This is a genomic window from Pseudomonas edaphica (assembly GCF_005863185.1).
Lineage (GTDB): Bacteria > Pseudomonadota > Gammaproteobacteria > Pseudomonadales > Pseudomonadaceae > Aquipseudomonas > Aquipseudomonas edaphica.
Window position 1 is genome coordinate 1 of sequence record NZ_VBVZ01000112.1, and the last position, 13,589, is coordinate 13,589.

General features: G+C 58.0%; 12 protein-coding genes and 1 pseudogene. 5 read left to right on the forward strand and 8 right to left on the reverse strand.

All coding sequences use genetic code 11. The features are described 5' to 3' along the window. The coding region (locus FEM54_RS09905) for an NADPH-dependent FMN reductase (protein ID WP_171045817.1) at positions 1-213 on the reverse strand (213 nt) is incomplete at its 3' end. Positions 214-441: 228 nt separating this feature from the next. Between FEM54_RS09905 and FEM54_RS09910 the strand changes: the two genes are divergently transcribed. Beyond that, complete coding sequence (locus FEM54_RS09910; RefSeq protein WP_017136925.1) at positions 442-678, forward strand: hypothetical protein; 237 nt, start codon at positions 442-444, stop codon at positions 676-678. Positions 679-738: 60 nt separating this feature from the next. Here FEM54_RS09910 and FEM54_RS09915 read toward each other — a convergent pair whose 3' ends face one another. Then, positions 739-1,083, reverse strand: a complete 345-nt coding sequence (locus tag FEM54_RS09915) for a hypothetical protein (RefSeq protein WP_026013696.1) — start codon at positions 1,081-1,083, stop codon at positions 739-741. Between the two features lie 103 nt (positions 1,084-1,186). Beyond that, a complete protein-coding gene (gspG, locus tag FEM54_RS09920; RefSeq protein ID WP_017136927.1) occupies positions 1,187-1,633 on the reverse strand; it encodes a type II secretion system major pseudopilin GspG in 447 nt (148 codons plus the stop codon). Positions 1,634-1,787: 154 nt separating this feature from the next. On the opposite strand from gspG, the gene FEM54_RS09925 reads away from it, so the two are divergent. Next, complete coding sequence (locus FEM54_RS09925; protein ID WP_138450678.1) at positions 1,788-2,693, forward strand: LysR substrate-binding domain-containing protein; 906 nt, start codon at positions 1,788-1,790, stop codon at positions 2,691-2,693. 155 nt (positions 2,694-2,848) lie between these two features. After that, positions 2,849-7,066 carry a glycosyltransferase family 32 protein gene (locus FEM54_RS09930; protein WP_138450680.1) on the forward strand — a complete coding sequence of 1,406 codons (4,218 nt, stop codon included), beginning with the start codon at positions 2,849-2,851 and terminating at the stop codon, positions 7,064-7,066. A 49-nt stretch (positions 7,067-7,115) separates the two neighbouring features. Here FEM54_RS09930 and FEM54_RS09935 read toward each other — a convergent pair whose 3' ends face one another. The 5 genes and pseudogenes from FEM54_RS09935 to FEM54_RS09955 all read right to left on the reverse strand — a co-directional run bounded on the left by FEM54_RS09935 (position 7,116) and on the right by FEM54_RS09955 (position 12,224). Beyond that, on the reverse strand, positions 7,116-7,697 hold the full coding sequence (locus tag FEM54_RS09935) for a GNAT family N-acetyltransferase (RefSeq protein ID WP_026013697.1): 582 nt from the start codon (positions 7,695-7,697) through the stop codon (positions 7,116-7,118). Between the two features lie 8 nt (positions 7,698-7,705). Continuing rightward, positions 7,706-9,961 (reverse strand): Orn/Lys/Arg family decarboxylase, encoded by a 2,256-nt coding sequence (locus FEM54_RS09940; protein ID WP_138450682.1) that lies wholly within the window; start codon positions 9,959-9,961, stop codon positions 7,706-7,708. A gap of 201 nt (positions 9,962-10,162) precedes the next feature. Then, positions 10,163-10,903, reverse strand: coding sequence for a DNA polymerase III subunit epsilon (gene dnaQ / locus FEM54_RS09945; protein ID WP_169987818.1), 741 nt, complete (start codon positions 10,901-10,903; stop codon positions 10,163-10,165). 79 nt (positions 10,904-10,982) lie between these two features. Beyond that, a pseudogene (rnhA, locus tag FEM54_RS09950) lies at positions 10,983-11,434 on the reverse strand (ribonuclease HI). A 31-nt stretch (positions 11,435-11,465) separates the two neighbouring features. Further along, positions 11,466-12,224: a class I SAM-dependent methyltransferase gene (locus FEM54_RS09955; protein ID WP_017136933.1), complete on the reverse strand. Its 759-nt coding sequence runs from the start codon at positions 12,222-12,224 to the stop codon at positions 11,466-11,468. 65 nt (positions 12,225-12,289) lie between these two features. Between FEM54_RS09955 and gloB the strand changes: the two genes are divergently transcribed. Together gloB and FEM54_RS09965 are read left to right on the forward strand one after the other, a co-directional pair. Then, on the forward strand, positions 12,290-13,057 hold the full coding sequence (gene gloB / locus FEM54_RS09960; RefSeq protein ID WP_017136934.1) for a hydroxyacylglutathione hydrolase: 768 nt from the start codon (positions 12,290-12,292) through the stop codon (positions 13,055-13,057). Positions 13,058-13,155: 98 nt separating this feature from the next. Beyond that, positions 13,156-13,589 (forward strand): lytic transglycosylase domain-containing protein (locus tag FEM54_RS09965; protein WP_276614450.1); only part of this gene is annotated, 434 nt, incomplete at its 3' end.

Genomic DNA, 13,589 nt, shown 5'->3' on the forward strand with positions numbered 1-13,589 from the left:
GGATGAGCGTACTTGCTGATGGAAAGTACGGTAGGCTGCGGGCGGCGCAGTACCGTCGATGTCTTCGTTGTAGAGCGGCAAATCGCCAATTTCCACAATGTTCAACTTGAGGTTGGCAGGGGCCAGTTCGGCCAATGCCAACGCGACCTTACGGTTGATCGACTCTTTTCTAAGGCTGCCAACCAGGACGGCAATCGTATAGACCTTGCTCATTGAGGTTTTCCCGACATCTGACTAAAGGAGCCTTTAGTTATAGAGCCTTCGTGACGCGTTAACCAGCGGGTTTTGATAATCCCGAAGCTGTTTGCCACGCACTCACCAGCGTAGGAAGCGTCTGAAAACATCAACGAATAGTATTTTTTTCCCATAGGTAAACTACCCCGCTCCATGACGGTCTACAGAACCGCAAATCGAGTGTTTATCTCCAGAGGTTCTAAACAGATGGCTGCAGTACTTGTCGGACAGTTCCATGCCAGAGACGCGGAAGGACGCGTGTATTCGGTGCATGAGTTCCAGGAATCCAACCCGGCGCAGGACAGCCAGGCTGGCTCGACGCCTACCACCACCTACAAGCTGGCCATTGGCGACCGTGTAGAAAAATTGGAAGGCGATGAATTCAAATTGATCCAGTCGGGGACTATTATCGTCCGCGAATCGCAAACCACCCTCGCGTCATAAGATCCCGCCTTATCGACCTGCTCAGTCCTGGCCATTACTGGCGTTGACTGGGCCGGGGGATCACGGCCGGCGCATCTGCGTTACCTCCACGTCCTGCTCACCGTCCAGCTGCTTGAGCGTTACCAGCAACCGCCCCCGCTCCCCTTCAACGGCATACAGCGAACGCTTGTAGCCCGGCGTGCCGTAAGCGGGATACGCCACCACCTGCCTGACCAGCGCAATCTCCAGCACAGCCCCCACCTGCTCGCTCACCTGTTCCTGGGAACGGATAAACGCCTCAAGGGCGTGGTTTTCCGGGGTGCGTTCGTCTTGATTATTGAGGAGATAAGCAGCCACGCAGCCAATGGTCACCAAGACCAGCAGCTGTTTGGCCCTTACCCCGAAAAACGTCGAGGGTAGAGGCATGTGAGACCAGACCTGTTGTTGTTTTAAGTGCCGGGTGAGCGGCATTGGTCGTTGATGATCAGATGCGTCATTCTAATCAGGTCGATGGGGAATGCCAGGTGATTCAGTGGTCGCCGTAGGTAATATCCTTGTTATCGCCGACGCCGCCCAGGGTTCGGTCCTTGCCGAATGAAAACAGGTCGAAGGGGGTGTTGGGCTGGGTCGCCGGGTAGTGGTACTGATAGGCAACGCCCCAAGGGTCGGTCAATAACTCATCCTTGACGTAGGGTCCTTTCCCATTGGCTGATGCCGCAGGTTGCACGGTCAGCACCTCCAGGCCCTCCTCATCCGTAGGATAGCGGCCGGTATCCTGATGGAACTGCTCGACAGCCTTGCCCAGCTCAGCCACCTGCGCCTTGGCAGTGGCGATTTCCGTCAGCGTTACATCCCCAAACAAGCGCGGCCCCAGCGCCAAGGCCAACAAGCCAATAATGACCAGCACCACCAGCACCGCCCAGCGCGTGAAGCCGCGCTGGGTGAGTATTTTTCCGCTTAAGCGACTTGATGGCATGTTGAGGCTCCCCCTTTCCCTCGATTGATACACTCGTTGTATACCCTGCCCGTGACAGTGACATACCCACTAACGGTAGCCAACACTCACCCATGCCTGCGCTCTTTTTTACCCAGGCATTGAAACCCCATCGCACTGAACATAGACTCCGGCGATGCGTTTACGTCATATCGAAGTGATTCAGGCCATCTTGCAGACCGGACATCTCGGCACCGCCGCCGAATGGTTGCAACTCCCCGTGGGCGATGTGGACGCAACCCTCAAGGACGCCGAGCAGCAATTGGGCTTCATGCTGTTCGCCAGTGTGCGCGGGCGCTTGCAAGCGACGCGCGAAACCCTTGAGCTGCAGGCTGAAATCGCCCACCTCTATGAAGCGCTGGAACCGTTGCAACGCCTGGCCGGGCGCCTCAAACATCATCACGCCCCGCCCTTGCGCACCTTGTGCACGCAGCCCTTGGCTAACCAATTGTTGCCGCAAAGCCTGGCTATGCTGCGCCGGCGCTTTCAGGACACACCGTGCACCCTGTCGAGCCAACCGACCCGGGAGATCGTCAGGAGCCTGCTGCTGCGCGAAGCCGACGTGGGCCTGAGCCTGCATGATCCGCAGCACCCACAAATCCAAAGCACCGTACTGGCCCAAGGCAAGCTGCAACTGCTCGCGCCCCATGGCTGGCTCAAACCCAAGCAAAAGTACATTGCACTGCAGGACCTGGCCGGGCAGTCAATGATCGGGCTGGAAGGTCACGACCCGCTAAGTCGTCTGCTGGACGCAAAACTGCAAGCCCTGCGCCCACTGCCGTTGGTGCAGACACGGGTGCAGACCTACCAGATGATGCGCAGCATGGTGGAGGCCGGAGCGGGTCTGGCGATTGTCGACCCGTTTACCGCCTTCGGCGCGCGGGAAGCTGGGCTGGATGCGTGCCCGTTATCGCCGCCGATACCTGTGGTCCTTTACGCATTGACGTTGAAGGAATCTGAACCTGCTCCGGCGTTGAATGCACTGTTGGAAATCGTCGCCGACAAGGCCGAAACCTTGCTGACCGTTACTGCATCCACCTGACCCCGCCCTGCGCACCATCTAGTGCGCTTTCACCGACATAAATTCTAAAAACTCCCGCTGGAACCTTGTTCTAGAAGCGTCGCACTCACAGAAGCAGAAAGCACAGCCGAGTGCTTTCCACTGGACGACATACTCTAAACAAGGAAGCGTTTTCTATGACTACCCTCCATTCTGTCCTTACTGATCGAGCCCTTCAAAACCCTGCCAGTCTCAACCCACCGCAGGACGCCGGTGCGTTAACTAGCGCTCAACCGAATTCGATTGAAGCCTCAGCCAACGATGCAACCCCTGGCACCCTGGACAACCCGGCAGCGCTTAAAAAAGCTTTTGCCGATCGGTGTAACTGGGAAACCCTGGCGGCAAAACTGCGCACAAGCCTGGAAGAACTGCACGCCGCCTTCCCGCCCCCCCTTTCCAGTGAGCAACAAAGCCTGCTCGAAGGCCGGCTGACGTCGCACTGGAATAGCACCTCAATACCGGTCTGTGAAGGCTCCAGCTACTATCAAAAGCACAATCTGGCGCCGACCAGCATCGTCAAATTGGGCACATACCTCAGCGGCAGCGACTTGCCCCTGCCCAAAACCCTCAACGCGTGGCAGGCCCTTTATCAGCTAGCGACAAAGCACGTTCAGACCCCGCCCCTGGGCAACTTCAGCGGCGCGCTGTCCTGGCCGATCCCGCTCTCGGCGCAAGACAAACAAGCCATCATCGACCTGCTGAACGCTCCTGACTCAACGCTGCCGGAACTGCCACTGACTGATCCAAAAGGCGTGCTGGGCTATCTGTTGTCCGCGTGCGAGTTGTCCAGCAATGATTTCAAATTCACCAGCAGCGCAGTAGAAACGCTGCTGGGATCGGCCAAGGCGCAAGCGCTGGGCCAGGCCATTCAAACCCGGTTGGGTGGCATTGCAACGAACACCAGCGTCAATGACTATTTGTTGGCTGCGATTCATCTGGGGCTGAATCCCCAATCCGTGGGCACTCCGGCGCGTAACCGCGTTGCCGGCTTTGATCTTGGGCAACGCCAGCATTGGTACCGACCGGCCACGGTCGTCATCGAGGGTTTGAGCCGTCATCTGGTGGCAACAGGCCGAGCCTCTGCGGCATCGGCTCAACTGGCGGCCCGCATGTTGTTGGCCCACTGCGCCCCTGAATACCTGGTCAAGGACATTCCGGCGAGCGTGACCTACGGCAGCATTCCCTGGACACAGTTGACGATCGCCGCCGCCAAGCTGGAAGCTGAATCGCCGGGGCGCACACTCACAATGACCTACAGCGAAGTGCTCGCCGCCGCAGAGGGCATCGACATCGGCGCACCGCTCTCGCAGCATATCCATCGCGAAGCGTTGCACAATTGGGGTGAAGTCAAAGGCTACTTGAATGCAGGCACGACGCCCGACGACACGCAGATGCACACTGTGCAAAGTACCTTTAGCGCCCAGCAGCAAACCTTGCAAGACATCAGCCGGGCACTCGCAACCCCGATCCCGATGCGTGAAAACCTGGGAATGGATCTGCTCAGGGAGAAATTTCCAGGCATATCCGATGAGGTCTTCAAGGCGAAAAACCTCACGAAAGCCCGACTGATCGAAGGACGCCCCGGTCGCTTCCCCGGAACATATTCAATGCTCGATGTCGTCATGCACGGCGACAAAGTCAATAATGATGACAGCGAACATTGGGTCACCAATGACAAGCGCATCCCCATCAAGCAATTTTGCGCGCTTTCCGATAGCGGCGAACTTTCCGTCGCAGACACCTTTACCCAACGCTACACATCGGCCATAGCAGAGTTGGAAAAAGGCCACTCGGGGATGACCCAATACCTGATTTCGACGGTGCCACCCGAAGATAAAGAAAACTTCGATGATGGAAAACTCGAGTTTTTTCATACCGACAGCTACCTCATCGGCCTCGATTTCTCGACCAAAAGCCTGATCCAAAAAGGCCATATGCTGGATGTGAAAATCACCCGTGGGGGACAGGTCAATATTTACCGCATCGATACACGCGCCGGGACCATTTCCAAACACAATTACCTGGCTCACATTTACTCGCCACCCTACACCCGGCTCGATAATCGAGACGCCAACACACTGCATAGAACCGTACGATTCAACCCGTTCGAAGACGAACATGCCGAGCAGGCCAAGGAAAAGCCGGCGACCACAGTAACACCACAGGTCTTCGATTCAGACCGCACCCGCTACATCGCCAAAATACTCACCAAACGCATGGACTTGCAGGGCGATGAGCTACTGCAACATGCCCGAGGAACAACGTCTTACGACAAAACCAGTGCCGCCAACAAGGCCATCGGGGAGTTTTTCCTGAATATGATTCCGTTCAGGTCTGCGATTGTTAACTTCACGCAGGGCAATATCGGTGAGGGTTTGCTTGACCTTGGCATGGACGTGATCGGTCTGGTGACTCTGGGCGCCGGCAAGGCAGCGCATGCGAGTAAAGCCCTCGCCAAAGGCGTGGCCGGACTCAAGGGTGCAGCAAGAACCGCCCGGTTTCTGGGTACCGTCGCAATCGACGCGCTCAACCCGTTGGGTGGTGCGGGCGATTTGCTCAAAGGTATCAGCCGCTGGACCTGGTCCAAGGGAAAGAGCGTATTCAATACCCTCAAGGGCGCCAGCGGCAGCTACGACGTGCTCAAAGCCGCCAGCACACAGCATGGCTTGGTTGCCATAGGCTCCTCCAGGGTTGCTGGTGAAATGCTGGAAGGTGATGCGTTGTTCCAGGGCGGTAAATGGTATGCCTTCGATGCAGCCAAGGGGCGTCCCTACGGTTCACCGTTGAAAGATTTCCAGCCTGCGGCGGCGGCCGCCGGTGAGAGCGTCAAAGTCTTTGATAGAACCTCGCTGCTTGAATATGAGGCCATCGTTTCCCCGGACCTGCTGCAGGTTAAAGGCTTGCAGGCGAATATCTACGTCGGCCCGAACAACAAAGAATATATAAAAGTCAACGGCAAGCTCTATCAGTCCACCATCAAGGATGGCCAGCGGGTTATCCAACACCCCAGTGCCGCCCGAGACAACATTGTGGTCCGGGACCTGGGCAGCGCCGGCTGGGAGCCTCGCGCCACTGCCAATCGCTTATTGGGTGGTAACTCCCCGTCACCCTGGAAACTCGATGAAAACACCTACGTCGTACCGGTAGACGACGTAAAAATAACCACGGGTTCCTCATACCCCTTCACCATCAATTACCGAGGCATGAACTATGTCACCACCTTTGATACCAAGGTGGGTGCCTGGATGGCCGGTTCGGGTAACGCCAACGGCGTCACCACCGAGTACTTCTGGAGAAGCGCAAAGAACAAGTGGCAGATGGGCCCCTTGGAGGAATATAAAAATGCCCAGAAGATCCCCGAGCACAACTTCAGGTTTATCGATGCAACCCCACCGGCCATCTTGCAGAAGTCCAGCAATATCAGGCCCATCCCAACCAACATTCACTACTTCTGGGCCGGCGGCGAAATACCCGACAAGCTGATCAAGAATATCGCGACCAACGCCGAAAAAATGCCCGGTTTCAAATCCATTGTGCACGTCGACGCCGACACGCCAGAGTTGCTGCAGACCATCAAGCTCAAGCTGGAAAAGGATGCGCCCGGCGTCACCGTCATGAATTTGCATGAAGAAGACTTTTTCCAACCCTTGAAGAACACCGAACTGTACGCCTACTTCCGCAGAGGCCAAGGAAAAAACCTTGCCGCCACTTCCGATGTAGCTCGCTATCCGTTGATGAATAAATATGGTGGCATTTATCTCGACACCGACGACACCATCAAAGGCGCGGTGGGATCCGCCGGTTTGAACGCGGGTGACTCGGATATGCTGCTCAGCAAACCAGTCGCTCACAAAATCACTGACTACAAACCCTTCTACAACACCAGTAACTTCGCCACGCAACCGGATAACCCGGTGGTCACCGAAATGATCGCCGAGATGAACCGGCGCTTCACTGAAAACAAGGCGTATTTTGCGGCCAACCGCCCGATTCTTTCCAGAGAGGTCAACGGCGGGCTCACCTACACTTCAGATTTTCTGGAGTACGAAGGCAAGATCTTTGAGACCGTCGGCCCGAACCTGTTTGACGATGTACTGAGGTCCAAGCGACCGGACATTTACGATGCGGGATTCGATGGAATGAGCAAAGAAAAAATGCAGCAGGTCAAACATGGCGCGGTGCCCGGTATACCGTTCAGCCTGGAAGACGACATTCACCAGTACTACGCCAATAAAGGCCTGAGTGAGCCGGATGGGCTAAAACAGAGTCTGGAGCAAGCCAAGAAGCACTACCGCTCACTCCGTGACCAGTTGCAGGTTACCATTGGTGCCGAACATTCGTGGATCGATTCATGACTTAGCCTGCCGCACCTCAACGCGGCCTGAACGCCAGGGGCAAGGGCATTCAGGCCGTCTGCCGCTCAGACGTGAACAACCGATACCAGAAAATTGCCACTTCGCGGGTTTGCGGGTCAATCCCGCGATAGCGCAATTGATCGATCCCACCCATCACATACCCGCAGCGCTCATACAAACGGCAAGCGCCGAGGTTATTGTTCTGGGTTTCGAGCATCATGCCCGGCAAGTTCTTCTTGCGGCTCCAGAACTGCGCCACATCCAGCAATGCCTTGGCTACACCATGGCGCCGTGCAGGCATGGCCACCGCCAGCTCGTCGACATGGGCAAAACCATTCCAGTTGGTGCTGACCACAATGTGCCCCACCGCGCGATCATCCAGGTACGCCATAAAAATCGCACTGTCGGGAGCATCGCGGAAACTGGCGAACTCTTCCGGGTCGATGCCGTAACACTTGCGGTACGGCAGAATGCGCTCCAGCGCCCATTGGTCGACGCGCTTGCCCATCTCCGGTACGCCATAGGCGCTGACCTCAAAGCTGAAATCATTGCCCCACACGTAGGCGTCAAAGCCTTCGTCGGCGACCCGAACGCTGAGCCCCGGATACTTCGGGTTCATTACAGCTTGCATAAACATCCTTAACCCTTGATGCAATCGACGGTGTAACAACGGCCACTGCCGTCATCTTCGTGTTGCAACCCATGAACATCGGCGACAAAACCGGGGAAACTGCTATCGAACGTACGGGCAAATGCCAGATAGTCGATGATCGAGCGTGTCGACTCGGTAAAGCGCTCGCCCGGCATGATCAACGGGATGCCCGGCGGATAAGGCACCAGCATCACGGCTGCGATGCGTCCTGGCAAGGAGTCAATGGAAACGGCTTCGACTTCACCCCTGACCAGTTGGTCGTAGGCATCGGCCGGTTTCATGGCAATTTCCGGCAACACGGTGTACATCCGCTTGAGGTGCTTGGCGGTGGCGTTGCTGCGGTAACAACTATGCAATTGGTCGCACAGGTCACGCAAACCCAGGCCTTGATAACGTGCCGGGCCTTCTTTGAACACCGAGGGTAAACAACTGGCCAGGCTGGCATTGGCGTCGTAGTTGCGCTTGAACTCCAGCAATTCGGTGAGCAAGGTACTCCATTTGCCTTTGGTAATGCCCATGGAGAACAACACCAGGAAGGAATACAAACCAGTCTTTTCCACCACCAGCCCACGCTCCCAGAGGAATTTGCTGACCACTGCGGCGGGAATTCCGCAGTCGCTCAAGGCGCCACCGGCGTTGAGGCCGGGCATCACCAAGGTGACTTTGATCGGGTCCAGCAACACATAGTCTTCGGCCACATCGCCAAAGCCATGCCAGTCATCCTGCGGGTGCAACAGCCAATCCGCGGTGGCGACCCGGTCGATGCCGGCCACCGACGGTGGTTGCCAGATGGAGAACCACCAGTCTTCGGCGGCAATATGCTGGCGCAGGTTGGCCAGGGCACGGCGAAAGCTCAGGGCTTCGTCGAACATCTCCTGCAACAGCGACCGCCCGGCCGGGCCTTCCATCATCGCCGAAGCCACATCCAGCGAAGCGATGATGCTGTATTGCGGAGAAGTGGAGATGTGCATCATGAAGGCTTCGTTGAAGCGGTCGCGGTCCAGCTGGCGCGCGCCACCGTCCTGCACGTGGATCATCGACGCCTGGCTGAAGGCCGCGAGCAATTTGTGGGTCGAGTGGGTAGTGAATACCAGCGGGCTGTCCGGTGTGCGCGAGGTGCCCATGCCATAACGCCCGGCAAAGAATTCGTGAAAGGCCGCGTAGGCGTACCAGGCCTCGTCGAAGTGCAACACCTCGACACTGTTGCCCAGTTGCTGTTTGATCAGTTCGGCGTTGTAGCACAGTCCGTCATAGGTGGAGTTGGTGACCACCGCCAGTTTCACTTTCGCCGGCCGGCCACGGGTCAAGGGGCTGGCTTCAATTTTGGCGCGGATCGACTCGGGGCTGAATTCGCTTAAGGGGATCGGGCCGATAATCCCCAGTTCATTGCGCTCCGGGCACAGGTACAGCGGGATCGCGCCGGTCATGATGATCGAATGCAGCACCGACTTGTGGCAGTTTCGATCCACCAACACCAAGTCATCGCGCCCGACCATGGAATGCCAGACGATCTTGTTGGCCGTCGAGGTGCCGTTGATCACAAAGAACGTGTGATCGGCGCCAAAGTTACGCGCCGCGCGGGCTTCGGCTTCGGCCAAGGGCCCGGTGTGATCGAGCAATGACCCCAGCTCCGGCACCGACACGGACAAGTCCGAACGCAGGGTGTTTTCGCCAAAGAATTGATGAAACGCCTGCCCCACCGGGCTTTTGCGATAAGCCACACCGCCGCCATGGCCGGGGGTGTGCCAGGAATAGTTGGAATCGGCCGTGTGCTGCACCAGCGCTTTGAAGAACGGCGGCAACAAGCCATCAAGGTAGGCGCGTGCAGCGCGAGCCACTTGGCGGGCCAGAAACGGCACGGTGTCTTCGAACAGGTACAGAATGCCGCGCAGTTGGTTGAGCTCGCTCATGGCATCGGCCGGCGCGTTTTCCAGGGTGACCTGCTCGCCCAGGGCAAAGATCGGCAGGTTGGGCGCCCTCACCCGCGCCAGGCGAATCAGCTCGACCATGTTTTGCAGCAGGTGGGTGTTTTCGCCAGCGCCCTCGGCGGCAATCAACATGCACGCCAGGCCATGATGGGTAGAAGCCACCAATCGGCCTTCGGCGTAATCCACCGCAGAAAAAATACTGAAGCCCTCTTGTTCCAACTCCCTGGCGATGCCTCTGACCCGATCACCGGCAACGGTGTCGGCCTTGATGTCGCGGTGCACGATAAGAACAGGGAACTTCAGGTCTTTGTACATGAGTGCTTTGAGTCCTGAGGGCTATGCACTCAGGGTAGAAGCTGGGAGGGGATGTGGCGAATGAAGATTTTACAGACGACGCAAATCTACTGTGGGAGCTGGCTTGCCTGCGATGCAGGCACCTCGGTACTTCAGGCACACCGAGTTGATGCCATCGCAGGCAAGCCAGCTCCCACATTTTTTAATCGTGTTCAGCCGTGATTATTGCTGAGTCAATTGCGACCACAACGCCGGCGCACCCGCCGACTTGGCAATCGCTTCCAGGCGCGCCGCATGCTCGGCCAGATCCTGCTCGCTGGCACGGATGATGGTGGTCGGCTTGCGATCCGCCGCCAAACGGCGGATTTCCGAAGGACGGTTGCCCGAACCTTCCGCCGAGCCGCTGCCATCGGAAGCATTACCGGCCAGGGACAGGCTGGTCTGCCCGCCGGTCATGGTCAGGTAAACGTCGGCGAGAATCTCGGAGTCGAGCAAGGCGCCGTGCAATTCACGGCCAGAGTTATCAACCCCATAACGTTTGCACAACGCATCCAGGCTGTTGCGCTGGCCGGGGTGACGCTCACGGGCCATCATCAAGGTATCGAGAATCGAACAGTGCTGGGAGATATCCGCACGCTCGGTCTGCCCCATCAGGGCAAACTCGTTATTGATGAACCCGACGTCGAACGCCGCGTTATGGATGATCAGTTGAGCGCCGTTGATGAACTCGAAAAACTCGTCCGCCACTTCAGCAAAGCGCGGCTTGCCCTTGAGGAATTCATCCGTAATACCGTGGACGCCAATTGCGCCCTCGTCACTGTCACGATCCGGTTGCAGGTAGACGTGAAAGTGACGCCCGGTGAGACGGCGACCCATCAATTCGACACAGCCGATTTCAATGATCCGGTGACCATCGGTCACCGGCATGCCGGTGGTTTCGGTATCGAGTACAACAGATCGGATGGCCATCAGGGTTCAGCTCTCAACGGTGGTGTGCAGTGTGATGTGAATCAAGGGGCGCGATGTTAACACGTCAGCCGGCTCAGCTCTGTTTGTAGCCCCGAACTTCATCCACGCCACGGTTGGCCAATTGATCGGCGCGCTCGTTGCCAGGGTGGCCGATATGCCCGCGTACCCATTTCCAGGTGATGTCATGGCGGTTGCATTGCTCATCGAGGAGTTGCCACAGGTCGGCATTCTTTACCGGCTCTTTGGCCGCGGTTTTCCAGACGCGCTTCTTCCAGTTGACCATCCACTCGTTGATGCCCTTCATCACGTATTGCGAGTCGGTCACCAACAGCACGTCACAGCGACGCTTGAGTTCTTCCAGGCCGCGAATGGCGCCCATCAGCTCCATGCGGTTGTTGGTGGTGTTGGCTTCGCCGCCCCACAGTTCCTTCTCCACACCTTTGCACACCAGCAACGCGCCCAGCCGCCGGGGCCAGGGTTGCCCTTGCAGGCGCCATCGGTGAAGAGTTCTACGGTATCGGTCATCAGTTGCTCGGTCTTCAATCAAAAAGAGGGGTTACGGTTCGCTCTGCTTGCGGTTGACCTTGGCCATCGGCATCGGCACCAGCTTGCCCATGGGCTGACGCGCCACCTGACGCACCGGCCGCAGCCCGACCACGATCTTGCGCGCGACCAATAAATAGAAGCCACCGCCCGACAGTTGCCAGGCACCCGCCCGGCGCTCCCAGCCGGCCAGCCGCCCTTGCCACTTGGCAGACGCAAGCGGCGGACGATAGCACCCGAAGCGGCGTTTCTCCAGCGCGAAGCCCAGCAGGTTCAACCAGTCGCCCACCCGCGACGGCGCGATGCAACGCGCCTGGCGCAAGCCGTCATGGGCGAACACATGGCGCAGGCCCCAACTGCTCCAGGGGTTGATGCCGATGATCAGCAAATGGCCACCTGGGCGCACGCTGCTGGCGGCCTCGCGCAGCAAACCGTGGGGCGACAGGCAGAAATCCAGGCCGTGCTGCAGCACCACTACATCGGCGGCATGTTCGCTCAGCGGCCAGGCCTGTTCCTCGCACACAATCTCGACCCCAGGCAACGGCGCGCCCAGGCGCACATTGCGTTGCACCTGCGGCGCAGCGGGCGGCGTCTGGGCCGACGGGCCGTAGTGCACCAGGTAGCCACCAAAGAACCGGCCCAGCTCGTCTTCGAGCATGCGCCGCTCTTCGTCCAGCAAAAATTGCCCGATCGGCCCGGACAGCCAGTCACGGGCTGCGCTGATCAGGGCCAGCCATTCAGGATCGGCCTGGGCGAACGCTTTATCAGTCATTGCATTCTCCAATTCGCCTAGACGTTCTAAGATGCACCAAAGTGTTCAGCTTGGCGAATCGAAGAATGATACAGATCAGTGCCCTGCCCGCCTTCACCGATAACTACATCTGGTTGTTACAAGACCCTGATACCCTACGCTGCGCCGTGGTCGACCCCGGCGATGCCGCGCCGGTGCTGGCCTGGCTCAAGCAAAACCCTGGGTACAGGCTCAGCGACATCCTGATCACCCACCACCACCATGATCATGTCGGCGGCGTCGAACAGCTCAAACATGCAACCGGCGCCAAGGTTTACGGCCCGGCGAACGAAAAGATCCCGGCGCGGGACGTGGCCCTGCACGATAACGCGCGCATCAACGCGCTCGGCTGGGACTTCGACGTTTATAGCGTGCCCGGCCACACCCTCGGCCATATCGCCTATTACCACCAGGGCGTGCTGTTTTGTGGCGATACCCTGTTTGCCGCCGGCTGCGGGCGCCTGTTCGAAGGCACCCCGGAACAAATGCACGCCTCGCTAGCGCGCCTGGCCGCCCTGCCCGCCGACACGCTGGTGTACTGCACACATGAGTACACGCAAAGTAACCTCAAATTTGCCCACGCCGTGGAACCGGACAATGCCGATATCGCCGAACGCGTCGAGACCGTCAAGCAATTGCGCGCCCGTGGTGAAATGACACTTCCCTCCAACCTGGCCCTGGAAAAACGTACTAACCCTTTCCTGCGTACCGCCGAAACATCCGTTAAACAAAAAGCGGACGAACGGAACGGTCGCGACAACCGCACTGGGGCCGAGGTGTTTGCTAGCTTGAGGGCTTGGAAAGATAAGTTCTAAGCGGATGCAATCTGATACGGAATTTCTGAATGGTTGACCGGAACCAAAGCGCTTTCTAGAATCGCCCGACATTTTTGCCCGGAACTTACTTCCAGCCAATGTCGTCATCTATTCGTAAATCCATTTCTTCAGACGCATTGACCCGCCTGGCTCAAGCCGTGGCGGTGGCCGTTTCCGCGACTCTGGCGGGCTGCCAATCGACCAATTTCGCTGCACAATCCACCGTGCAACCCAAACCCAATCTTGCTGCCAAGATCAAGCAAAAACCTATTTGGCTCTCAGAGAAGCCTAGCCCCGAAGTGCCCCAGGATGTCTGGGAACGCATGCGCCGGGGCTTTCAATTGCAGGACGGCCTGGGTGTGAACCCGCGCATCGAGCAACAACGCTTGTGGTTCGCCAGCAACCCGTCCTTTTTAGAGAACGCCGGAGAACGCGGCAGCCTCTACATTCATTACATCGTCGAACGCCTTGAAGAACGCAACATGCCCCTGGAGCTGGCGCTGCTGCCAGTGATCGAAAGTGCCTACAACCC